Annotated in this window: 22 protein-coding genes; 11 read left to right on the forward strand and 11 right to left on the reverse strand. The window is 69.4% G+C overall.

The window, feature by feature from the left end; translation table 11 throughout:
- Positions 1–203: 203 nt before the first annotated feature.
- From DOS48_RS22445 to DOS48_RS22460, 4 genes are read right to left on the reverse strand one after another with little or no spacing between them, the layout of a single operon-like run.
- The gene (locus DOS48_RS22445) at positions 204–899 is read right to left on the reverse strand and encodes a molybdopterin-binding protein (protein ID WP_127117852.1); all 696 of its coding nucleotides are present in this window, start codon (positions 897–899) and stop codon (positions 204–206) included.
- 60 nt (positions 900–959) lie between these two features.
- Positions 960–1,724 carry a DUF5803 family protein gene (locus tag DOS48_RS22450; protein WP_127117853.1) on the reverse strand — a complete coding sequence of 255 codons (765 nt, stop codon included), beginning with the start codon at positions 1,722–1,724 and terminating at the stop codon, positions 960–962.
- Between the two features lie 3 nt (positions 1,725–1,727).
- The gene (locus tag DOS48_RS22455; RefSeq protein WP_127117854.1) at positions 1,728–2,423 is read right to left on the reverse strand and encodes a DUF2110 family protein; all 696 of its coding nucleotides are present in this window, start codon (positions 2,421–2,423) and stop codon (positions 1,728–1,730) included.
- Positions 2,423–2,947: a transcription factor gene (locus tag DOS48_RS22460; RefSeq protein ID WP_127117855.1), complete on the reverse strand. Its 525-nt coding sequence runs from the start codon at positions 2,945–2,947 to the stop codon at positions 2,423–2,425. Before DOS48_RS22460 ends, DOS48_RS22455 begins: the two co-directional genes overlap by 1 nt.
- A 137-nt stretch (positions 2,948–3,084) precedes the next feature.
- On the opposite strand from DOS48_RS22460, the gene DOS48_RS22465 reads away from it, so the two are divergent.
- The gene (locus DOS48_RS22465) at positions 3,085–4,092 is read left to right on the forward strand and encodes a hypothetical protein (protein ID WP_244629324.1); all 1,008 of its coding nucleotides are present in this window, start codon (positions 3,085–3,087) and stop codon (positions 4,090–4,092) included.
- A 63-nt stretch (positions 4,093–4,155) separates the two neighbouring features.
- On the opposite strand, the gene DOS48_RS22470 is transcribed toward DOS48_RS22465, so the two are convergent.
- A complete protein-coding gene (locus tag DOS48_RS22470) occupies positions 4,156–4,779 on the reverse strand; it encodes a tRNA (cytidine(56)-2'-O)-methyltransferase (RefSeq protein WP_127117856.1) in 624 nt (207 codons plus the stop codon).
- Between the two features lie 158 nt (positions 4,780–4,937).
- On the opposite strand from DOS48_RS22470, the gene DOS48_RS22475 reads away from it, so the two are divergent.
- Positions 4,938–6,014 (forward strand): phosphoribosylaminoimidazolesuccinocarboxamide synthase, encoded by a 1,077-nt coding sequence (locus tag DOS48_RS22475; RefSeq protein WP_127117857.1) that lies wholly within the window; start codon positions 4,938–4,940, stop codon positions 6,012–6,014.
- A 135-nt stretch (positions 6,015–6,149) separates the two neighbouring features.
- Positions 6,150–6,866: a DUF47 domain-containing protein gene (locus tag DOS48_RS22480; RefSeq protein WP_127117858.1), complete on the forward strand. Its 717-nt coding sequence runs from the start codon at positions 6,150–6,152 to the stop codon at positions 6,864–6,866.
- Positions 6,867–6,897: 31 nt separating this feature from the next.
- Here DOS48_RS22480 and DOS48_RS22485 read toward each other — a convergent pair whose 3' ends face one another.
- Positions 6,898–9,591 carry an AAA domain-containing protein gene (locus tag DOS48_RS22485; protein ID WP_127117859.1) on the reverse strand — a complete coding sequence of 898 codons (2,694 nt, stop codon included), beginning with the start codon at positions 9,589–9,591 and terminating at the stop codon, positions 6,898–6,900.
- A gap of 141 nt (positions 9,592–9,732) precedes the next feature.
- Here DOS48_RS22485 and DOS48_RS22490 point away from each other — a divergent pair, with 141 nt between their 5' ends.
- The 7 genes from DOS48_RS22490 (at position 9,733) to DOS48_RS22520 (ending at position 14,423) form a co-directional block, all read left to right on the forward strand.
- A complete protein-coding gene (locus DOS48_RS22490; RefSeq protein WP_127117860.1) occupies positions 9,733–10,284 on the forward strand; it encodes a hypothetical protein in 552 nt (183 codons plus the stop codon).
- Positions 10,285–10,337: 53 nt separating this feature from the next.
- Complete coding sequence (locus DOS48_RS22495) at positions 10,338–10,787, forward strand: hypothetical protein (RefSeq protein ID WP_127117861.1); 450 nt, start codon at positions 10,338–10,340, stop codon at positions 10,785–10,787.
- Between the two features lie 111 nt (positions 10,788–10,898).
- A complete protein-coding gene (locus DOS48_RS22500) occupies positions 10,899–11,228 on the forward strand; it encodes a hypothetical protein (RefSeq protein WP_127117862.1) in 330 nt (109 codons plus the stop codon).
- 35 nt (positions 11,229–11,263) lie between these two features.
- Entirely contained in the window at positions 11,264–12,202 is a 939-nt protein-coding gene (gene mch / locus DOS48_RS22505; RefSeq protein ID WP_127117863.1) for a methenyltetrahydromethanopterin cyclohydrolase, read from the forward strand.
- A gap of 29 nt (positions 12,203–12,231) precedes the next feature.
- Positions 12,232–12,795 (forward strand): hypothetical protein, encoded by a 564-nt coding sequence (locus tag DOS48_RS22510; RefSeq protein ID WP_127117864.1) that lies wholly within the window; start codon positions 12,232–12,234, stop codon positions 12,793–12,795.
- A 69-nt stretch (positions 12,796–12,864) separates the two neighbouring features.
- Positions 12,865–14,070 carry a potassium channel family protein gene (locus tag DOS48_RS22515; RefSeq protein ID WP_127117865.1) on the forward strand — a complete coding sequence of 402 codons (1,206 nt, stop codon included), beginning with the start codon at positions 12,865–12,867 and terminating at the stop codon, positions 14,068–14,070.
- Positions 14,067–14,423 (forward strand): nuclear transport factor 2 family protein, encoded by a 357-nt coding sequence (locus tag DOS48_RS22520; protein WP_127117866.1) that lies wholly within the window; start codon positions 14,067–14,069, stop codon positions 14,421–14,423. The genes DOS48_RS22515 and DOS48_RS22520 overlap by 4 nt, the downstream gene beginning before the upstream one ends.
- A gap of 21 nt (positions 14,424–14,444) precedes the next feature.
- Here the strand turns inward: DOS48_RS22520 and DOS48_RS22525 are convergent, their stop codons facing one another.
- Positions 14,445–15,041 (reverse strand): DNA-3-methyladenine glycosylase, encoded by a 597-nt coding sequence (locus tag DOS48_RS22525; RefSeq protein WP_127117867.1) that lies wholly within the window; start codon positions 15,039–15,041, stop codon positions 14,445–14,447.
- Between the two features lie 151 nt (positions 15,042–15,192).
- Between DOS48_RS22525 and DOS48_RS22530 the strand changes: the two genes are divergently transcribed.
- Positions 15,193–17,172 carry a 3-hydroxyacyl-CoA dehydrogenase/enoyl-CoA hydratase family protein gene (locus DOS48_RS22530; protein ID WP_127117868.1) on the forward strand — a complete coding sequence of 660 codons (1,980 nt, stop codon included), beginning with the start codon at positions 15,193–15,195 and terminating at the stop codon, positions 17,170–17,172.
- Positions 17,173–17,196: 24 nt separating this feature from the next.
- Here the strand turns inward: DOS48_RS22530 and DOS48_RS22535 are convergent, their stop codons facing one another.
- From DOS48_RS22535 to DOS48_RS22560, 4 genes are all read right to left on the reverse strand, one after another.
- Positions 17,197–17,823: a class I SAM-dependent methyltransferase gene (locus tag DOS48_RS22535; RefSeq protein ID WP_127117869.1), complete on the reverse strand. Its 627-nt coding sequence runs from the start codon at positions 17,821–17,823 to the stop codon at positions 17,197–17,199.
- A 63-nt stretch (positions 17,824–17,886) separates the two neighbouring features.
- On the reverse strand, positions 17,887–18,933 hold the full coding sequence (asd, locus tag DOS48_RS22540; RefSeq protein WP_127117870.1) for an aspartate-semialdehyde dehydrogenase: 1,047 nt from the start codon (positions 18,931–18,933) through the stop codon (positions 17,887–17,889).
- 431 nt (positions 18,934–19,364) lie between these two features.
- A complete protein-coding gene (locus DOS48_RS29400; protein WP_244629325.1) occupies positions 19,365–21,671 on the reverse strand; it encodes a PAS domain-containing protein in 2,307 nt (768 codons plus the stop codon).
- Positions 21,672–21,805: 134 nt separating this feature from the next.
- Positions 21,806–22,885 (reverse strand): hypothetical protein, encoded by a 1,080-nt coding sequence (locus DOS48_RS22560; RefSeq protein WP_127117871.1) that lies wholly within the window; start codon positions 22,883–22,885, stop codon positions 21,806–21,808.
- Positions 22,886–23,200: the final 315 nt, after the last annotated feature.

Here is a 23,200-nt window from a genome sequence, read left to right on the forward strand (position 1 = left end):
GCGAGCCCTAAAGCAGGCCGCGTCTCGACGCGGGAAGATCAATACTTAAGATGCCCCCAGAACAACCGCGACGTATGCTCCTCGAAGTCGTCACGGCCGAGCCGCTTCCGATCGACGCGACCGCGACCGCCGTGCTCGTCGCGAGCCTCGCCGTCACCGCGGTGTGGCTCGCGTACCTGTACCGCTAGTCGCGCGCATCGTCGCTACGTTTCTGGATCGACCAGCGTCGACCGCTCGCGGACCCATTCTGCGGCGCGCTCGGCTTCGTCGACGCTCGACGCCGTGATTTTCACCCGAACGCTCTCGCCGGGATACGACCCGACGGCCACGTCGAACGCCTCCCGGAGCGCCGCGAACCGATCGATCAGTTCGCTCTCCGGTTCGTCGACGTCGACGGTGACGGTGTGCGTTCGCGCCCCCTCGAACTCCTCGACGACCGATTCGAACATCGCTTTCATCTCGGTCGGCACGCCGGGGAGGACGTACACGGCCTCGACGACGGCGCCGGGGGCGACGCCGGCCTCGTTGGGGAGGGGACGGCAGTCGGCCGGGAGGTGCGTGGTCTCGGCGACGAGATCGTCCGCGCTGTACCCCTGACTTGCGAGCCACGCCGCGGCCTCGTCGTTGGCGACGAGGTCGCGCCCGAACGCGGCCGCGACCGCGTCCATCGTCACGTCGTCGTGAGTGGGTCCGAGCCCGCCGGTGACGATCACGGCGTCGTACTCGGCGTGGTACTCGTTGACGACGCGCGCTATCTCGCCGACCTCGTCCGGGACGACGGTCACCCGCCGGACCGACACGCCGCGGGCGTCGAGCCGATCGCAGAGCCACGTCGCGTTCGTGTTCTCGGTGTCGCCGACGAGGAGTTCGTCCCCGACGGTGACGATTGCGGCGTCCATGCTCGCTCATGGCGGCGCACAGTAAAAAGGGCGTCAGTCGGTCGAGGGGCCCGGCGTCGGCTACTCTTCGTCGTCGGAGTCGCGGAGGCCCATCTCCAGGCGTCGCTCGCGCAGCTCCGCCAGCTGCCGTCGGAAATACACCGTCCCGACGACGGCGGCGACGGCGGCGATGACGAGGATGACCCCGAAGACGACCAGATCGGTCTCGCGGTACGACTGGACCACGACCGACCCGCTCGTGACGGAGTCCCAGGTGATCCGGTCGCGACCGTCGACCGTCTCGATTTCGTGATCGCGCGGTGAGATGTGGCCGACGATGGGCACCTCGGTGCTGAAGCCGGGCGGGAGCGTCACGGCGTACGACCCTTCGACGTAGGTGAGCGTCGTGAACCGGCGGGGCGAGCCGGCGGCGGAGAGCGCCATACGGCCGCCCTCCATCTCGGGGGCGAACCGGACCCACGTCTCGTCGGGCGTCCGGTCGACCTCGCCGCCGCGGGCGCGGAACTCGGTCCCGTTTATCACCTCGCCGTCGGGGTACTGGTACCGGAACGCCTCGAACTCGAAGGGCAGATCGCCCTGATACGGCGTCTGTCTGTAGAACCGGATCTCGTCGACGCCGGAGACGTTGTACACGACGGTGTACTGGGTGCCCGACGAGAGGTTGATCGCCGCGTCGCGGTCGGTCGCGAAGTCGTACGCCTGCGGCGGCTCGGCGTCCAGCGTCTCGTTGGCGACGTCGCCGCCGTCGTTGACGTAGGTGAGACAGCCGGCGCTGACGGCCAGCAGCGCGACGACGGCGACCGCGAGGGCGAAGCGTCGGTTCACGGCTCAGACGACACAGCGCATCTCCGCCGGGAGATACGAGCCGATGGCGGCCAACAGCCCCGGCGGGTCGGTGTCTTCGGTACAGACGACGCTCTGCTCTAAGAGGCCGAGTCGGTCGACGGTGATGATGTCCTGGGCGTGTCCGGCGCGGTTCACGGTCGCGCGGACCTCGCCGCGGGTCGCCGAGTTGACGTTGAGGCGGCCGTCACCGCGCTGCCAGTCGTACAGTCGGTCGCGCTCGGCGTCCGACAGCCGGCTCGGGTCGGCGTCGGGGTCGCCGACGTCGCCGCCGTACACGAACCTGACCGGGAGGTGTTGGACCAGCCCGAAGCGCTCGACGACCTGCTGGGGCGACCCCCTACCGAGGCCGATATCGTCGGCCGGAATCCGCACGTCGACGCCGGCGTCGACGACGAAGCCGTCGTCGTCCCACGATTCGAGCGTCCCGACGTACTCTTCGCCGGCCGTCAACCCCTCGTCGTGGGCGACGATTTCGCCCCACGTCTCCGCGAGGACGTTGCGGGCGACTTCGGCGTCCTCGCCGCTCACGTCGACCTGCACGAAGTCGTCGTCGCGGACGCCGACGTTCCACTCTACGTCGAGCTCGCCGATGTCGTTGGCGACCAGCGATCCCATGCCGTCGAGTGCGCGGTCGCGGGCGTCGCCCTCGACGTAGCACTTGGTTGCGAGGACGACCATTAGCCGGTCACGTCCACGTTGAGTTCGTCACGGAGCTCCGCGACGCGCTGTCCCATCGCCTCGCGGAGCCGGTCGTTCTCCATCGCTTCGACCGGAGAGCCGCACTCGGGGCACTCGAAGCCGAAGTCCATCGCCTCGCCGAACTCGAAGCGGATCGAACACACCTCACAGAGGTAGAACTCGTGGGTGCGCTCGTACTCCTCGCGCTCCTCTAAGGCGTCGAGCAGGCGGTACATCTCCTCTTCGAGGTTCTCCGGGATGTTGTCGTAGTGGAACGTCCAGAGGTACGTGAGCCAGCCCGAGTCCTCGTCGCGCACCCGGCGGTAGGTGGCGAGGTCGTTCTCGTACAGGATAAACAGCGCGCGTCGGACGTCGTTGAGCTCCAGTCCGAGCTCCTCTGCCAACTCTTCGTCGGTGACCTCGCCGTCGGGCGGCGCGGCCGCGACCGGCATCCCCGTCGGCCCCACCAGCTCGTGGAGGTACTTTTGGATGACGGGGTCGTTCAGTAGATCCTCAAAAGCCATTACCTGAAACTGGCGGCGGAATCGGGTTAAAAGCTCCGAAAGGGCCACCGTCGTCCCCTCAAGCGGCGGGGTCGCCGGCGACGCTCAACCGCGGCTCCGGCAAAGTTTTACCACGCCACTCGGACCACCTGTGCGTGATGAGCGACTCCCGACCCGCACCCGGCCCGGCCGACCGAGCCCGCGTCCGTCGGACGCTGGCCGCCGCCCTGCTCGCGACGGTCCCGCCGCTTCTCGTCGCGGCGCCGCTACTCCCCGCGGCCGTCCTCCTCGGACCGGCCGGACTGGGCGTGCTCGGTCCCGGCGCGTTCGGGGGTGTCCCGCCCGTGTTCGTCGCCGCGCTCGCGTCGGCGGGGCTCGGTCTCGGCGCGTCGGCGCTTCTCGGCCCGGTCCTCGTCGACCGGCGGATCGCCCGGCTGCCCGAGGCGGAACTCGACGACCGCCCGGCCGACTTCGTCGCCGACCGCGTCGAGACCATCGCCGACGAGGTCGGCGTGGCCGTCCCCGAGGTGACCGTCGTCCGGGCCGACGCCGTCAACGTCGCCGTCGCCGACGGCTACCGCGGCTCGCGGCTGGTCGTCTCCACGCGCCTGCTCTCGCTTCCGAAGGCCGACCGCGACGCCGCGATCCGGCACGGCCTCGTTCGCCTCCGGACGCGCGAGGCGACGCTCACGACGGCCCTGCTCCCGGCGCTGGCGCTCGTCGAGACGGTCGCGCTGCTGGCGACGCTGCTCGTCGGCCGCCGCACCGACCGGACGGCGGCCGACCGGCGCGTGAACCGGATCCATGGGTACGAGCCTGAGCGGAATCGAATCCCCGCGAAGGCGTACACGCTCGCCGGGGTCCTCCTGTGGCTGGTGCTGTTGCCGGCGTGGGTCCCCGCCGCCCTCGGCGAGCGGTTCTACGTGAGCGGCGGGCGCCGCGACGCCGACGCCGCGGTCGCACGCTTCGGCGAGACGGAACGCGAGGGGCTCGGGAACGCGGTCGCGTTCGCCGGCGAGGCAGCGGGCGCCGCCGACTGGCCGCCCCTCCTCGACCGGCTGTCGTTCGTCTCCATGGCCGACGCCGAGACGGGGCGGGTGCGCGGGACGAGTCGGCAGGAGGCGCGCCTCCGACTGGCGCTGTTGCGCTCGAAGCGCGCGCTGTAGTGCACGGCGACCGCCGCCGGTCGATATTTATAAACCGAATAAAAGATCGCGTCGCCGACGGGGTCAGGCCGACTCGTCGCCCGCGTCGTTCGCGTCTCCAGTCTCTCCCGCGTCCACGACCGTCTTCCCCGTCGCCTCGGGCATCACCCGGCGGTCGGCGTCGACCCACTCGCGCTCCAGTTCCTCGCCCGCGAACAGCCGGTCCAGAAAGACGGCGAGGCCGGCGACCTCGGAGTGCGGCTGGTTCGTCACGCCGACGTTGAAGTCTGCGCGCTCGTAGAGCGCCCACGGGACCTTCTCCCCGCCGACGACCACGAGGAGGTCCCGCGGCGCGGTCGGGTCTGCTTCGGCGTCGGCCTCGGCTCTCTCGTCCGGCAGTCCGACCGCCTCTCGGACCTCCGCCTCGACGTCTTGGACGCGCTCGCCGTACATCGTGAGGTGGACGACGACGCCGTCCCAGTCCCTGACGATCGCCTTCTGGTCCTCGCGGAGTTCGACCGCGAACGGGCCGCCGAACCGGTCCGTGATGTCTCGGACCGTCTCCGCGGACTGGCCGGCGTTGTCGGGGAACACCACGCGGTCGGCTCCGAGCGCTCGGGCGGTGAGCCCGACGTGAGTCGTCATGCGGTCGTCGCGTCCGGGTCGGTGGCCGTACCGGAGGACGACGACCTCGCGCGCCTCGTGCATGGTCGGCGATGCGCCCGCGAGGGGTGTGGTCCTTTCGATGCAGTCGCGGGTGGCGACGCGCCGAGTACCCCCACGCTCGTGGATCGATGTCCGGCACAGACGCGAGAGGTGACCACGTAAGTGAAAGGTTCATGGGGGAGGCGGTCGCGGGATGAGGTATGACGAGCGTCAAGGAGTTCCGCGTCGACGAGCCCGCGACCGCCGACTCCCTCGGCCGCGGTCGGTTCGTCTTCACGGACGCGTACTCGGTGTTCGACTGGGGGCAGATGCCCGACGCGGTTCCGCGGAAGGGCGCGAGCCTCTGTACGATGGGCGCGTTCAACTTCGAACTGCTGGAGTCCGAGGGGGTTCCGACCCACTACCGCGGCGTGGTCGACCCGGGCGAGTCGGGCGACGAGGCCGGGAGCGAGTCGGACGCGGTCGTCCCCCTCGCCGACGCGACCGCCCCGCCGACGCAGATGGCAATCGATCTGACGCAGGTCCCCGACCTCCCGTACGAGGGCCCGGACGCCGGCTACGACTACGACGCGTTCCACGCCGCGGGCGGAGCGAACTACCTCGTCCCGTTGGAGGTCGTCTTCCGGAACCGCGTCCCGATCGGGTCCAGTCTCCGCCGCCGGGCGGCCCCGGCCGACTTCGGCCTGGATTCCGATCCCGCCATCGACGCCGACGAGTGGCCCGACGAGCCCGTGGACCTCCCGGAACCAGTCGTGGAGTTCTCCACGAAGTACGAGGAGCAGGACCGCTACCTGACCCGCGAGGAGGCGGACCGGATCGCGGGCACCGCCGACGTCGACGCCCTCGAATCGCTCGCGCTGGACGTGAACCGCGTCGTCACCGAGCGCGCGGAGGCGGCCGGCTTCGCCCACGACGACGGCAAGATCGAGTGTCTGTACTCCGATGGCCAACTCCGCGTCGCCGACGTGGTCGGCACGTTCGACGAGAACCGCTTCTCGTACGGCGGGCGAGGCATCTCCAAAGAGGTCGTCCGCCAGTGGTACCGGGCGAACGACTCCGAGTGGGTCGAGGCAGTCACGGAAGCGAAGTCGGCAGTCGCCGAGCGCGATATCGACGACTGGCGCGAACTCTGCGAGCGCGACCCCGACCCCCTCCCGCCGGCGGTCGTCGACGCGGTCTCCGAGCTGTACGCGGCCGGGACCAACGCCTACACCGGGCGGGCGTGGTTCGACGCGCCCGATATCGAGGCGGCGCTCGACGCGGCCGACGACTTATAAGCGAGCGAAGCCGCTGACGCCGGCGGGAGCGCGCCCACCGGGGCGAGCGGGCCGCCCGCAGACCGGCCGCAGAAACCCTCACGATCGACGAAACGCGAGGGAACCTCTTTACTTCTGACGCGCGTGGATCCGGACATGTCCACCGACGCCGGCTTCGGAGCGCGGCTGGAGTCACGCACCGTGACGTACCTCGACCGGGTCGACGACTGCGTCGCCCTGCTCCCGCGGGCCCTCGACGAGTACGCCGAGGACGGGTCCGCCCGCGAGACGGTCGACGAGATCGCCGCGGTCGAGAGCGAGTGCGACGAGCTGGTCCGGGAGATCACCGGACTCATCACCGACGCCGGGCCGGACGACATCGGCCTCCTGAACACGCGGATCAACTTCAACGAGTCCGCGCTGCTCGACTTCTACAAGGAGCTCGACGTGGTGGCGAACCACACCGAGCGGATCGTTCAGGAGGTGACCATGATGCGGCCCGAGGCCGACGCGGCCCCGTTCCGCGACATGCGCGAGATGGCCACCCGCATCGTCGAGATGGTCGCGGTCCTCGTCGACGTGGTCGAGCGGTTCGTCCGCGGGCTCGCGCGCAGCGACGCGGCCGAGACGCTCACGGACGGCATCGAGTCGATCCGCGGGCTGGAGAGCGAGTGCGACGACCTCCGCAACGACGCCATCGCGACCGCCTTCGCCGACGACGGGATCGACCAGCCGCTCGTCTACCGGGAGCTCGCGATCCTGCTGGACGAGCTCGCGAACACGATCGAGGACCTCACCGACCGGATGGTCGTCATCGCCAGCAAGGAACCGGGGATCGTCACCGAGACGGGGCCCGACGCGAGCGAGGAGTAGGCGTATAAATACGGACGGCGCGGCGACCGCCTCACCGCCGCGCCCAGTCGAGCATCCGCTCGTAGAACGGCTCCGAGGCGAGCGCGCCGGCGTCGCCGACGAGCGTCAACTGCTTTTTGGCTCGGGTGAGCGCGACGTTCATCCGCCGGTGGTCCTCGAAGATGGGGCCGTCGAGGTCGCCGGTCGCGACGAGCGAGACGACGATCACCGCCTTCGAGGAGCCCTGGAACCGGTCGACGGTGTCGACCGTGACGGACGTTCGCCGACCGATCTCCGCGACCTGCGCGCGGAACGGGGCGATGACGCCGATCGCGTCCGGGTCGACGCCGGCCGCGACGTAGGCGTCGACGACCTCGGCGACGCGCTCGGCCCCCCGAACGTTTCGGTTGCCGTCGCGGCTCCCGTCCGGGTCGACGAAGTTGACGCCGCCCGCGAGCCCCTCGGGGAGGTCGGCGGGGTCGACGCCGAGGTCGCGGAGGGTCTGGCCCGCCACCTCGGGCGTGGCCGGGCGGAGCGCGCCGTCGTAGAACTCCGCGGAGGCGAACGCCTGAATCCGCTGGCTCATCCGGTACTGGCGGTCGAGCATGACGCTCGCGGCGGGGTACGCCTCGATGAGCCGCTGGAACAGCGAGGTCGTGAGGTCGTTCTCGGCGCGCACGACCGGGGGTAACTGTTCGTGGTCGCCGACGAGGACGAACCGGTCCGCGCGGTTGATCGCGGCGTGCGTGCCCGGCTCCGTGAGCTGTGAGGCCTCGTCGACGACGGCCACGTCGAACTCGCACTCGCGGAGGACGCGAGAGCCGCAGGCCGCGGTGGTGGCGGCGACGACGGGGGCGTCACGCAGTTCGGCGGCCTTCTCGTTCGGGTCGCCGCGCTGGACGAGCCGCACGTCCTGCATATCGCCGCGGACGCCGGTCTCGGTCCCCACCCGGAGAACGGATTCGAAACCCTGATCGCGCAGCGCTTCGAGCGCGTTGTCGACCGCGCGGTTGGTGAACGCCGAGAGCAACACCCGGTTTCCGTCCTCGACGAGCGCCCGGATCGTCCGGGCGATGGTGTACGTCTTCCCGGTGCCCGGCGGGCCGTGAATCAGCGCGCAGTCCTCGGCGTCGACGGCGAGTTCGACGGCGTCGTTCTGGGCGGCGTTGTTGTCGATGTAGGCGTCGGGGGCGTCGTCGGGGCGGTCGGCTCTGTCGCGGAACTTCGGCTCCTTTCGCCCGAACAGCACGTCCTTGCGCCGCTCGCTCCCTTTTAACACCGCGTCGTGGAGCGCGGTGAGCGAGCGGTCGACGGATATCTCGGAGGGGTAGACGTCGAGCCGTCGCAGTTCGACCGGCTCGTCCGTCTCGAAGACGACCTCCTCGCCGAGCTCGACGATCCGGCCGAGTTCCCCGTGGCCGGTCACCGGGTCGCCGTCGCTGGCGAGCGCCACGTCGCCCTCGCGGAGCTTCGAGACGGCGTCGCCGGGCTTGCGGGCGCGGAGCCGCCAGCGGGCGTCGTCGATTTCGGTCTGTGAGACGGGCTCCAAGTCGATCAGCGCGCGGTCGTCCGCGGCGCGCTCCTCGGGGGTCTGCTCCCACAGTTTCCGGTACTCGACGTGGGTCTCCCGGCGCTCCTCCTCCAAGGCGGTATAAAAGCGGTCGAAGTAGTCGCGCTCCGCGTCCGGAACGGGCGTCCCGACTGATCCGGCCTTCGACTCCTGATCGAGGCGCCCGGAAACGACCATGCAGGTGTCCTGCTCGAAGCAGTACTGGCACTTGGCGTCGGCCTCGTACCCCGTCGGGACGGTGGGTCGCTCGCCGGGGTCGTTGAGCGCGCGCCACTCCATCGCCGCGAGGGCGTTGCGCTCGCGGACGACGAACTCCAGGAGCCCTCGGCCCACGGAGAACTCCTTTGCCGGCGCTAAGTCCCCGCTCTCTTCGTTGCGGTCCAGGGCGGTGTTTTTGGTGTACAGCAGCGTCCCGATGTCGGGGTCGACGCCGCGCTCGTCGAGCATCAGGGCGTAACAGGCCGCCTGAATCTTGTCGTGGAAGCGCGGCTCGCGGTTGGTGTTTTTGCCCGTCTTCAGTTCGACGGGGGTCCCGCGCCGGAGCGCGTCGGCGCGCCCTTTTAAGCCGAACGTCGGCGAGATGAGGGTGAACTCCGACCGCCAGGTGTCCTCGTCGCTCAACGTTCCTTGCGCGAGCCATCCCTCAATCGCGGCCGCGTTGCGGCGCACCTCGTCGGCGACCTCGTCGGGTTCGTATCCCAAGAGGCCGAGTTCGAGGCCCGCCTCCTCGACGCGGTCCGCGACCGACGCTTCGAGATCCATCCCGCGGAGCAGGTCGCCGAACACCTCGTGGACGACGGTCCCCTTGACGACGGGGTAGTTGAGCGGGATGCCCGAGAGTTTATTTAAATAGTACATCCGCGGACACTGGACCCACGAGCGGATTCCGGTCACGTCGACGAGGAAGTCAGGCTCCAACACGACCCACGAGTCGCCGGTGGTCGCGTACCCCGTCTCGCCGCCGAACTCGTCCTCCTCGGCGTCGGTGACGAGCAGTTCCATGCCCGTCTCGGCGTGTTCGGCGGTCTCCGTCCACTTGCCCCACAGGGTCACGTCGACGGGGTCGCCCGCCCCGCGGTCGGGCCGGACCCGAATCTCGCGGAGTTCCCGGTCCCCGTACGACGTCGACACCGTCCGCGCCTCTCCGACGGAGAGGATCGGCCCCCGAACGTTCACGGCCGTCATCGGCGGCGGCCGCGAAAAACGCTGTCGGTGGCGCGGGTCGCGCGCGAGCGAGTCGGGCGGGTCGGACCGGACAGCGGGCGAGCCGGACCCGACCGATACGCTCATGCGGATCTGCGGATAAACACGGGTGACATGCGCGTGCGAAACTGGGACGACATCCTCACCGACGTCGCCGGCGACTCGACCGACCCCGACGGCTGGCGCGCGGTCGCCGGCTCCAGACGCGACGGGCTCGGCGAAGACCTCTACTTCGGGCATCCGAACGTCGGCGTCTACCACCTGAAGACGTACGCCAAGAACCCCCGCGACCTCCGCGGGGTCGGCGCCCGAGTCGCCCGCCGCGTCGACGACGAGCTCGACCCCCTGCTCCCGGACGAGGAGTCGGCGGGGCGGTTCGCGGTGCAGTCGCCGCCGGAAGACGAGGCGCAGGCGAAGGACGTGGCGACCCGGCTGCGCGAGACGCTGAAGGTCCACGCGGAGGCGCCGACCAGTCCCGACCACCTGTTCGAGGACGTGATGGAGGCGGTCGACTCGCCGGCGTTCGGCCCGATGGACTACGAGTTCGACGGCCGCCCGGACCAGCTCGACGACCTCGCCGACACCTTCGACGAGGCCGAGGAGTTGCTGTCGGCCGAACTGGAGGACCTGATCGACGAGGACGACGTGGACCGCGGCTTTCACTGATTCCCCGTCTGACCCGCCGACGCCCCTTTATAAACGACGCTCGTACGACTCACATGAGCTATCCGGTCACGTACTACTGTCCGCACTGCGGGACCCTCGTCGAACTGCCGCGAGACGGCTACCTGGCGGACAAGTCGGTGACGCCGTACCCCTTCGAGGGCTGGACGTACGTCGCCCCGACGGAGCCGTTCGAGGACGACGCGGCCGACGGCGTCCGGTTCGTCTGCGGCGAGAGCGACGGGGTCGACTGGGACCCCCACGACGGCGTTCGCGGACCCGATCTGAACGACCCCGACCGAACCGGCTCGGGAGACGACACCGGCTGTGGCGAGCCCTTCTACCTCTCGTTCGTGCGCTACGACGAGGGGGCCGAAATCGAACCGCACGCGGAGTCGGAACTGGTGACTATCGACCCAGACCCACGACCGAGCGGGCCGCGCGGGCCGGGCGGCCCGTCGGGGGCAGATCGCTCGGACGACGGCCCGAACGGCGGGTTCTGGTAGCGAAAGGGTGAGAGCGCGACTCGCCTCTCGCCTCAGTCAGTTCGCGTAAAATCGGCACGCGAAGCGGGAATCGACCGTAGCATTATATTGTTGAAGAGAGAGGGAGCAGGTATGGCAGACACGAAATCGGGGCGCGACAAGCAGGCGCGGAATCAAGAGCGTCGACGGATCGAGCGGGACATCTCCGAGGCTCGCGAGCGCGGGGACGAACCCGAGCCGAGCCCCGAGCCGCCGACCGAGTGCCACCGTCGCGGCTGCTCCGAGCCCGTCGCGTACACAGTCACCGAGCGGTACCAGGAGGAGACCGGCGCGGGGGCGGTCGAGGCGACCGCGTTCCTCTGTGTCGACCACGCCGCCGGCGAGTTCCCGACCAACCTCGACGGCACGTACGACGACTACGAGTTCCGGATCGTCCCGGTCGCCGCCGACGGCGACGACTGACAAACCACTTACTACGCGAGCGAGAACGGGCGGGCATGGAAAGCATCAACCGGACCGCGATCGAGCTCGTCGACGAGGCGCTCGACTTCGCCGGCGAACTCGACGTCGTCGGCTACGAACTTGATAACGGCGCCACCGTCGTCGACTTCGGCGTCGACGCCGCCGGCGGCGTCGAGGCGGGCCTCCTCCTCGCAGAGATACAGACCGCCGGCCTCGCGAACCTCCGGACCCGCATGGGCGAGGTCGCGGGCGCGCCGCGCCAGTACGTCGAACTCTCGACCGACCACCCAGCGATCGCGCTGCTCTGCTCGCAGAAGGCCGGGTGGGAGCTCGCCTTCGAGTCCGGCTTCGAGGGGCTCGGCTCCGGCCCGGCGCGGGCCCTCGTCGGGCAGGAGACCGAGTTCGAGCGCGTCGGCTACTACGACTCCTCCGAGTTCGCGACGCTCACCGTCGAGTCGACGACGCTCCCGACCGAGGAGGTCGCGGAACACGTCTCCGACCTCGCCGAGGTCGATCCCGAGGGCGTCTTCCTGCCGGCGTACGCCACCGGCTCGACCGCGGGGTCGGTCGCGACCGCGGCCCGCGCCGCCGAACTCGCCGTCTTCCGCCTGTTGGAACTCGGCTACGAGCCGACCGACGTGCTCCACGCGTCCGGCTCTGCGCCGATGGCGCCGGCCACCCGCGACGAGGATCTGGCCATGGGGCGGACGAACGACGCGCTCGCGTACGGCGGGGAGGTCCACCTGCAGGTCGCCCGCGACGACGACCGCTTCGACCAGATCGTCTCGACCGCCCGCAAGGAGTACGGAACGCCTTTCGTCGAGGTGTTCGAGGAGGCCGACTGGGACTTCTACGAGGTCGACGAGCGCGTCTTCGCCCCTGCGACGGTCACCGTCGACGTCGTCGACGGCCCCGTCTACACGGTCGGTGAGACCGACGAGGATCTGTTGGCGGAGTCGTTCGGCTACCGCTGACGCCGACCCCCGCACCCACTCGTCAGCCGATGAAACTCAAGCCCGTCCCCGAACCGCCCGACGACCTCGACGCCCTCCGCGCGTTCCAGCGCGCCGTCCCGCTCGTTCCGGGCAGCACTGACGACTGCTGTGCCCGACTCCGCGAGCGACGCGGCCTTCCGGACCGCCAGACGGCGAACGACTGGCTGGCGTTCCTGCGCGCGCTCGGGCTGGTCCGCGAGACCGATCGCGGGTTCGTCAGGGCCGACGCCGAGCCGACCCCGGAGCGCGTTCGCGAGGGGCTCCGCGAGGGCGTACTCTTCGCTTCGGAGGCGCTCGCGGCGCTGCGAGCCGCCTCCCCCGCGGAGCCGGTCACTCCTCGGACCCTGTTCGACGCGACGCGCGAGTCGGTGCCGAGGCACGCCCGCGCTCGCGACCCGGACTGGGAGCGGGCGTGGCGCGAGCGCGCAGACCGACTGCTCCGCTGGCTCGCGCTCGTCGGCTGCGCCGAGCCGGTCTCCGGAGGCGGGTCAAACGGGAGCGAACGCGGGACGCGAGAGGGTGAAAGCGGCGGACCCGACCGCGCCGCGTACGTCGCGGGAGACGCGGCCTGAGCCGTCCGGACTCGGCGACGCGCGCCGGTTCGTGGTAAGCCTTTTACTCGGAGCCGGAGAGTGTGGCCCATGGGACGATTCGACGAGCGGGACGGGCCGCTGACGGTCCGGTACGAGCCGGCGACGGTCAAAGACCTGCTCGTGGAGATGAAAGACACCGCCGAGCTGTTGATCGACCTCTCGTACTCCGCGGTCCTCCACGGGAGCCCGACGATCGCTCACGAGGTCGTCGAACTCGAACACCGGATGGACGTCCTCCAGATGCGGGCGCGGATGAGCCTCATGCTCGCGGCCCGGAGTCCGGACGAGGCGGAGACGCTCGCGCCGGTGTTGGGCGTGGTCGGCGCGGCCGACAAGATCTCCGACGCCGCCGGCGACATCGCGCAGATCGTCACCGAGGAGATCGGCCTCCCGGACGCGATGCGCGGCGCGCTCAGCGAGGGCGTCGAGACGCTGGTTCGCGCGACCGTCTCTGCGGAGTCGGGGTACGCGGGGCGGACGCTGGCCGACGTCGACCTGGAGTCGGTGACGGGCGTCCGCGTCATCGCGATCCGGCGCGACGACGACTGGATACTCAACCCCGGCCCGACGACGCGGATCGAGGCCGGCGACGTGGCGCTCCTCCGCGGCCCCGAGACGGGAGTCACCGACGTGCACCCGACGCTGACGGGCGAGCCCTTCGATCCGGACGAGCCGCCGGACCCCGACATCGACGACTTGGAGCGCGCGGTCGACTCCATCGTGCTGATGAAGAACCTCTCGGAGCTCGCGGTCGATCTGGCGTACGGCTCGGTGCTCTTCGACAACGAGACGCTCGCCGAGGAGGTGTCGAACCTCGAGATCGAGGTCGACGCGCTCCAGTCGCGCTTCGAGGCGTGGACCCTCCGGGCGGCCCGCGAGGCCGACGACCCCGTGTCGCTGCGCGGGCTGATCCACCTCGGCGTCGCGACCGAGGAGATCTCCGACGCCGCCTTGGAGATCACCGAGGGCGTCATGCGCGACATCGGCGTCCACCCGGTCGTGGAGATGGCGGTCCAGGAGTCCGACGAGATCATCACCCGGACCGTGATCCGCGAGGGGAGCGCCCTCGACGGGACCCGGATCGAAGACGGGATCCCCGCGACCGACATCTCGACGAGCGTCATCGCGATCCGGCGGCCCGACGACGGGTGGCTCGTCGGCCACGACATCGACACCACCCTCCGCGCCGGCGACGCCATCATCGCGAAGGGGACGCGAACGTCCGCCGAGGAGTTCGAGGCGCTCGCGACGTGACGGCGCCCTCGACCGCCGACCCCGCCGAACTCGCTCGGGCCTACTACGACGCGCTCGACGCCGGCGACTACGACCGGCTCGCCGCCCTGCTCGACCCCGCGTTCGTCCAACGGCGACCCGATCGGACCTTCGAGGGTCGCGACCGCTTCGTCGCGTTCATGCGCGACGAGCGACCGATGACCGACACCACGCACGCCGTCGACGCGGTGTACCCCCACGGCCCCGGCGTCGCCGTCCGCGGGCGACTGCTCGACGCCGACGGCGACGAGGTGTTCGCCTTCGTCGACGTCTTCTCGGTCGATTCCGGGCGGCTCAGTTCGCTGGCGACGTACGCTCGGGGGGACGACGGCTGAACGGCGGCCGACAGAGCGCGGTTACGACTCGTAAGCGGCCCAGATGTACCGCGTCCCGTAGCTCCGGTACGGTCGCCACGCCACGCCGATATCGCGCATCTCCGAGCGGCTGAGCGGCTCCCCGTCGTTGTACACCTGCTCGATGCCCTTCCGCACGGCCAGATCCCCAAGCGGAAGCACGTCCTCGCGACCCAGCGCGAAGATGCAGTACATCTGTGCGGTCCACTCGCCGACGCCGCGAATGTCGGTGAGCGCCGCCACGGCCGCCTCGTCGCTCGCGTCCGCGAGGCCCTCGCGAGTCAGATCGCGGTCGCCGTCTCGGAACGCCGCGGCTGCCTCGCGGAGGTACTCGACTTTCGTGCCGCTGAGGCCGGCGTCGCGGAGGGCGTCGGTGTCGGCGGCGAGCACGCGGTCAGGGGTCGGGTCGCCGCCAAGCGTGTCGAGAAATCGCTCGTGGATCGCCGCCGCGGAGGCGGTCGAGAGCTGCTGGTTCACGATGGAGGTACAGAGCCGCGCGAACTCGTCTGCGGCCGGCTCGACCGTGAGCGGACCGTGTCGGTCGATCAGCCGGGCCATCGTCGGATCGTCTCGGAGAGTCGCCGCGACTCGCTCGTTCATCGCTACGCGCTCCGCACGCGAGACGGGAGTGTGTTTCTCCCGACGAACGGACGCGGGTTCGCTTCCGACGAACGCACATAGATAAACTTACAGGGAGTTTTCCGTTTGGAAGATGGAAACGTTCAACCATGATGGTTCCGACCGTTTCGGTATGCAGGTTGAAGACGTTCAGCGCGTAACGGTCCTCGGCGCCGGAAACATGGGCCACGGTATCGCAGAGGTGGCCGCGCTCGCCGGCTACGACGTGGCGCTCCGGGACATCAAAGAGGAGTTCGTCGAGAAGGGGTACGACCAGATCGAGTGGTCGCTCGGCAAGCTCGCCGAGCGGGACCGAATCGACGAGGAGGAGGCCGACGCCGCGCTCGACCGCGTGGACGCGTTCGTCGACCTCGAGGCGTCGCTCGCCGACGCCGACGTGGTCGTTGAAGTCGTCCCCGAGAAGATGGAGATTAAAAAGGACGTGTACGACGAGGTCGTCGAGTACGCGCCCGAGGAGGCCGTCTTCGTCACCAACACCTCCAGCCTCTCGATCACCGAACTCTCGGAGGTCACCGACCGACCCGAGCGCTTCTGCGGGATGCACTTTTTCAACCCGCCGGTGCGGATGGACCTGGTCGAAGTCATCTCCGGTGAACACACCGCAGACGACACCCTCGAACTGATCGAGGACCTCGCGGAGTCGATGGAGAAGACCCCGGTACGCGTCCGGAAGGACAGTCCCGGCTTCATCGTCAACCGCATCCTCGTCCCCCTGATGAACGAGGCGGCGTGGATCGTCGAGTCCGGCGACGCCACGATGGAGGCGGTCGACTCCACGACGAAGTTCGACATGGGCCTCCCGATGGGGTCGTTCGAACTCGCGGACCAGGTCGGTATCGACGTGGGGTACCACGTCTTAGAGTACATGCACGAGGTCCTCGGCGAGGCGTATCGCCCCTGCCCGCTGCTCGTCGAGAAGGTCGAAGCCGAGACCCTCGGCAAAAAGACCGGCTCCGGCTTCTACGACTACGAGAACGGCGGCGCCGAGATTCCGTCGGACGCGATCGACAGCGACGTGCGCAAGCGACTGCTCGCCGTGATGGCCAACGAGGTCGCCGGACTCGTCGGCAACGACGTCGCCGACCCGGCCGCCATCGACCGCGCGGTGATGCTCGGTGCGGGCTTCCCGGACGGCCCGGCGAAGCTCGCCGACAACGAGGGGCTCGCCGACCTCGTCGCCGTCCTCGATTCCCTCCACGAGGAGACGGGCGAGGAGCGCTACGAGGTCACGGACTACCTCCGCGAGGCCGCCGAGGCGGGCGGGTTCCACGGCGGGAGCGACGAGGACGACGACGGCGACACGCTCGCCGGCTACGACACCCTCAACGTCTCCGTGGAAGACCGGATTGGCCACATCGAGGTCGACCGACCGCACCGCATGAACACGATCAGCGGCGAACTGCTCGACGAACTCGCCGACGCGGTCGACCGGTTGGACGACGACGACGCGGTCCGAGCCATCCTCCTCTCCGGCGCGGGCGACCGCGCCTTCTCGGCGGGCGCCGACGTCCAGAGCATGGCCGCGGGCGGTGCCGACCCGATCACGGCTGTCGAACTCTCGCGACACGGCCAGCAGACGTTCGGGAAACTGGAGGACTCCGACAAGCCGGTCCTCGCCGCCATCGACGGCTACTGTCTCGGCGGCGGGATGGAGTTCGCCACCGCGGCGGACATCCGCATCGCCTCCGAGCGCTCGGAGCTCGGCCAGCCCGAACACAACCTCGGGCTGCTCCCCGGCTGGGGCGGGACCCAGCGGCTCGCCCGCATCGTCGGCGAGGGGCGCGCAAAGGAGATCATCTTCACCGCAGAGCGCTACGACGCGGAGACGCTGGCGGAGTACGGATTCATCAACGAGGTCGTCCCCAGCGACGAGATCGACGAGCGGGCGTGGGAGCTGGCCGAGTCGCTCGCCGCCGGCCCGCCGATCGCACAGAAGTACACGAAGCGCGCGATGCACGCCGGCCGCACCGACGGCGAGGCGGGCCTCGAAGTGGAGTCGCTCGGCTTCGGGCACGTGATGAACACGGACGACCTGATGGAGGGGATCACGGCGTTCATGGGCGACGGCGAGCCCGACTTCGAAGGGAAGTAGCGACGACTCGCTCCCCGTCTCTCCTTACCCCTCCAGCCGCGCCGCGAAGAACGTCCAGCGCGCGTCCTCGCCCTCGGCGAGCGAGTCGTCGACCGCCGACTCGCGTTCGACGGCGAACCCGGCGGTCTGAAGGTGGTCCCGCGTCGCCTCGGCGCCCGCGATGTGCCACTGCATCTCGACGCCGGTGCCGAGCCAGTCCGGGTTCGATCCGTCCCACTCTTCCGGGCCCTCGCTGAGGAGCAGCCGGCCCCCGTCATCGAGGACGCGAGCGAACTCGTCGACGACCGCTTGATGCTGCTCGCGCGGCACGTGAATCAGCGAGTGGTACGCGGTCACCGCGTCGAAGGCGCCGTCACGGAAGGGGAGCGCGGCGATGTCGCCCTGCGCGAGCGACGCCGCGGGGACGTTCTCGCTGGCGAGTCCCAGCTGCGCACGCGAGATGTCCAGCCCGACCGCGGCCGCCGCCGCGCTCAACTCGCGGAGGACCGGCGTCCCCTGCCCGCAGCCGGCGTCGAGGACGCGTGCCGTCGCCGGCAGCGACGCTCGGAAGCGTTCGAGCACGTCTCGGCCGCGCCCGTCCTGGACCCGGTCGGCGGCGTACGTCTCGGCGAGCTCGTCGTACCCCCGGCGCACGGCGTCTTTCTCGACCATACGCCAGAGGTCTCTCGTCGGCCGGTTCAACGTTGTGCCGCGAAAAGCGACGCGTCGCGCCGATCAGACGTAGCCTTCCTCGACGAGCAGCTCGCCGTTCAGCACCGAGGCGCCCGCGGCGCCCCGGATCGTGTTGTGTGCGAGGCAGTTGTACTTCGCCCCGGCGTCGGTCGCCTGCACGCCGCCGGCGACGATACCCATGCCGTCGGCGTACGTGCGGTCGAGTCGCGGCTGCGGTCGCTCGGGCTCGTCGTCGCCGAACACCTTGATAAGCTGGTCGGGGGAGCTGGGGAGTTCGCCGGCGCCCTCGAACGAGCGCATCGCCTCGCGGAGGTCCGCGGGCGAGGGGTCCGCGGCGAACTCGGCGAAGACGTTCTCCAGGTGGCCGTCGAGCGTCGGGATGCGGTTACAGGAGGCGGCGACGTCGGCCTCGTGGAGGCGCAGTTCCGCGCCGTCGAACTCGCCGAGGAGTTTCCGCGACTCCGTCTCCATCTTCTCCTCTTCGCCGCCGATGTGCGGGATCGCGTTGTCGATGATCTCCATCGAAGTGACGCCGGAGTAGCCCGCGCCCGAGACGGCTTGGAGCGTGGAGACGCGGACGCTCTCTAACCCGAACTCGTCGATGGCCGCGAGCGTCGGGACCATCGTGATCGTCGAGCAGTTCGGGTTCTTGACGAGCGCGCCGTCCCAGCCGCGCTCGTCGCGCTGGACCTCGATCAGGTCGAGGTGGTCGGGGTTGATCTCGGGGATCGTGAGCGGGACGTCTTCGGCCATGCGATCGTTCGAGGAGTTCGAGGAGACGACGTAGCCCGCCTCGAGGAACCCCGGCTCGACCTCGGCGGCGACCGACGACGGCAGCGACGAGAAGAGCAGGTCCACGTCGGCGTCGGCGATACCCTCGGGGGTCGTCTCCGCGACTTCCATCTCGGCGACGTCGTCGGGGATCGGCGTGTTGACGCGCCACTTGGCGGCTTCGCGGTACGTCTTCCCGGCGCTGTCCGCGCTCGCGGTGACCGCCGCGAGGTCGAACGTCGGGTGGTCGTCGAGCAACTGGATGAACCGCTGTCCCACGGCGCCGGTGGCACCGAGGATGCCGACTTGTACAGACATTGCACGAGACTGTGTCGCAGGGACGTAAGTGCGTTCGGATACGCGCCGATGCCGCCGGGAGTGTCGGCACCGGGGCGACACGCCGCCGAGGGTGGCCGCCGCCAGCCCGGATTCTTAAATACGGCGGCGGAGTACGGGACGACACGCGCCCTTAGTCCCCGCCCGAGTACTCCCCGATGGGAGCGATGACAGCGCGGAGAACCCAGGCGCGTTACATTCGGTCGCTGACGCGACCCGCTCGTCGCCGCGCAGGCGACCGCCCGCCACGAGGGTTTCCCGGTTGACGCGGCACGCCGCCGGAGATGAGACCGGTCGTTAGTGTTGCGGGCGACATTCCGTCGATGCCCCCGAGAGCACCGTCTCTCCGCCGAGCGGGGCTATCGAGTCGACTGCCCGGACCGTCAGGTGATCTGCTCGACCCGCCGTCGCGCTCACTCAGCGGCGCCGACGCCGGTGAACTCGAACCGGGCCCCACCCTCTTCGCTGTCGGTAACGCGTATCGTCCACCCGTGTGCCTCCGCGATCTGTTTGACGATTCGGAGCCCAAAGCCGGTCCCGTCGCCCGCAGTCGAGTAGCCGACCTCGAAGACCTCCTCGCGGGCGTCTTCGGGGATTCCGGTGCCGTCGTCCGCGACGTAGAACCCGTCGTCGACCGCGCCGACCGTCACGGCCACGTCTTCTCCGCCGTGTTCGATGGCGTTGATAAAGAGGTTCTCCAGCAGTTGGCGGAGGCGACTGCGATTCGCAGAAATCGTCTGATCCGTGTCGACGGACAGCGTGGCGTCGGCGGTCGGCACGACCTCCCAACAGTTCGCTGCTAGCTCGGCCACCGAGACGGCCTCCGTGTTCCCCGCCGCGTCGCCAGCCTGCGCGAGCGCCGTCAGGTCCTCGACCAGTTGCTCGGCGCGGTCAAGCGCCGCGGCCGCTCCCGCCAGGTGGTCGCTCTCGCATTCGGTTCGCGCCAGTTCGACCCGCCCGCCGGCGACTTGGAGCGGGCTCCGCAGGTCGTGGCTGACGACCCTCGCGAACTCCGCCAAGCGCTCGTTTTGGGCTTCGAGCCGCTCTCTGCGCGCTACCCTGTCGGTGACGTTCTGTGTCAACGCCAGTCCGTACGCGACCGACCCGTCGTCGTCTTCGACCGGGACCGTCCGGTTCTGGTAGGTCTCCTCGCCGAACGTCTGCGTGAACGTGTGGCCCGTCCCGTTTAGGGCGGCGGTGTAGTAGTGAGTGAGTTCCTCGGCCGTCTCCGGGGGGAAGATATCGTGCGGGGTGGCCCCTTCGAGCGTTTCCGGCGAGAGACCGACCGCCTCGAGCTCCGTGCCGCGAGCCCGGACGTACTGCAGGTCCTCGTCAAATAGGAACACCGCCCCGTTCGGGATGTTCTCGGCGAGCGTCTGGTACTGGCGTTGTAGTTCTACCACCTCGGCCGTGCGCGCTTCGCGCTCCGTGACGTTGCGGAGCGTGCCGACCGACCCCTCGAAGCTGTCGCCCTCGTACGGGAGGACGCTCATGTAGTCTTCACAGACGACCGGGTCACCGTCACGCGGCCGGATCGTCGCCGTGAACGCGACCGTGTCGGGGCCGTCACGAGAGAGCACCCGTCCGAGCTGTCGTTCCGCGTTCGCTGCCGTCTCCGCATCCTTGATCAGCGAGGGGGCGGCGCCGATGATCGTCTCCCGGTCGTACTCGACCAGTTCCACGAACGCGTCGTTGACGTACGTGAACCGACCGTCCTCGTCGAGGATGTACACCGCGTCACTCAGCGACTCGATCACCGTCTCGTACTCGCGAAGCTCCTGCTGACGGGACTCTTGTCGGAGAGCACTGGTGATCAGGCGCCCGGTTATCTGGAGAATGTCGACAAACTCGTCGCTCCAGACGTCGGTGGTGTCGAGCCAGTCGAACCCGATGAATCCGGTGAGCTCATCGCCCTCGACCATCGGCGCGACGATCAGCGAACTAATCTGCTGTTCTTCGAGTAGCTCCCGCTCTTCTTCGGCCGCTGCGGGCAGCTCCGAGACGTCGGGTATCGTGATGGGTTCGCGCTGATCGAGGTGTTCCATCCACCACGCGAGCGTGTCAGTCGAGAGCTCCTGTAGCGACTCCATTTGTGGTGCGACGCCGTCGGCACACCACTCGTGGGTGTTGCTGACCGTCCCGGCGCTCCGGTCGAGACGGAAGACGTAGCTCCGGTCGACCCCGGCGTGGGCACCGATTCGTCCGAGCGCCTGCTCGATTCGGTCGTCGACCGCTTCGTCCTCGGCTTCGAGCAGGGCGATCGAAAGCTCGATCAGTTCCGTCCGGAGCGACCGGTGTCGCGACTTCGTCTCGGTCAGGGCGTCGCTGGCCTGCCGGCGGTCGACCGCGTTGCTGATGCGATTGGCCAACAGCTGGTACTGTTCGGTCCCGGACTTCTTCTGGAGGTAGTCGGTGACGCCCGCCGAGATGGCTTCGCTGGCTATCTCCTCGCTACCCTTGCCGGTGAACAGGATAAACGGCAACTCCGGATGCTCGTCGCGGACGTCTCGGAGGAACTCAAGCCCGTTTCGGCCGGGCATGTCGTAGTCAGAGACGATACAGTCGGGCGATGTCTCGCTGATTTCATCGAGGGCGTTGTCGGCGCTGTGGGCGGTTTGGACCGCGAACTGCTCGTCTTCGCGTTCGAGAAACGTTCGCGTCAGATCCGCGAGGTCCGGCTCGTCGTCAACGTGTAGAACGTGGACCGTCGCCTCGGGCATACGGCAGACTCGACTGAAGAAAACGTAACACTTTCTCCGGAGTATCACCGGTGATACCGCCGGAGGCGCCGACGCGAGCCGGATATCGTGACTCGAAGGGGAGACAAATGCGCTCCGTGGGCCACCCCGCGCAACTACTCGGTGTCCCGCAACACCAGCGGGCCGATGGCGAGCGTCCGCTTCGCGAGCGTCAAGATCCGGAAGACGTACGCGACGAAAAGCGAGAACGGGAGCAGCGCGACCGCGAACGCACCGCCGACCGCGACCGTGAGGTGGTCGATTCCGAGCGTCTGGCCCGGAAACGTCCCGGCGTCGACCACCGCGACCATCAGACCGGCGACGACCAGCGCCGGGACCGCGGCGTACAAGATCAGCCGCGAGAGGTCGATCAGCGCCCACTGGAAGTACAGCGTCTTCACGTGTTCTCTCGCCGGCGGAAACAGCGTCAGCGTCTCCCTGAGGTCGTCGAGCAGGTCGCGCTCGCGGTCGGTGAGCCGCTCGCCGTGGTCGTCCGCGAGCCGTTCGAGCCGGGCGAGCTTCCGACCGTACTCGAAGTTCAGCGCAGCGAAGACCACGTCGAACGACCCGAACCGCGTGTCTTCGAGTTGGCTCTGCACCTCGTCGGCGTCCCCCGCGACGCTGTCGGTGAGCGCGTCGGCATCCGCCCGGAGCGTGTCCGCGGTGCCCTCCGACGCGGTTCGGTCGTGAACCGACTCGCGCAGCCCCGTCGCCCGCGTCGACGCGGCGCCGAGGAGCGCCGCGAGGAACGCGGCCGGGTCCGTCGGCGCCGGCGCGCCGATCACGCTCGCGACGGACTGTCGAACCTCCATCGAGTCGTTCATCCGCTCGCGCTGGTCGCCGAGCGGCCCGTTCTCCTGTGTCAACACGAGCTGGCCGATGGTGACGACGAGCGTGGCGCCGGTGACGATGGCCGTTATCATCGCCGCAAACAGCGTCTCCACGGGATCGCTCGCCCCGGCCTTCGTCGCGAGCGACGGCGAGAGCCCCGACGCCACCGCGACGAACGCGACGAAGACGACGACGGTTACTCCGCCGGCGACGACGAGCCGGTTCGCGCGCAACAAAACCCAGAGTTTCAGCCGGCTCTCGCCGGCCCGCCCTCGCATCGTGTCGGCGGTGTCTGCGCCGCGGTCGGCCGCGGAGGCATTCTCCGTCTTGCTCGCGTTCCCAGACGAGTCGCCGTCGTCCGTCATCGGCGGTCGATTCGGTCGCCGTGGTCGTCGACGCGACCGGACTCGTCCGCGTCTCGGCCGGCGACCGCGCCGGCGCTCTCGACCGTCCCGCGCGTCCCCGGTGAGTCCCGGCGGCTCAGGACGCGACACCTCCGTTCATTATGGGGAACACGACGCCCGACCGGCACATAAGTACACGGCCCGTCGCCCGCGTGTGTTCACCCGGCAGCGGCCCGCGAAGTTGCTCGGCGTGAAGACGGTCCGGGTGCGAGAATTGAACCACGGTCCGGATGCGAGAATCGAACCCGAGGCGAGACTCGCTCCGCTCGTCTCGCG

Origin of the sequence: Halorubrum sp. PV6, from assembly GCF_003990725.2 — an archaeon.
GTDB lineage: Archaea > Halobacteriota > Halobacteria > Halobacteriales > Haloferacaceae > Halorubrum.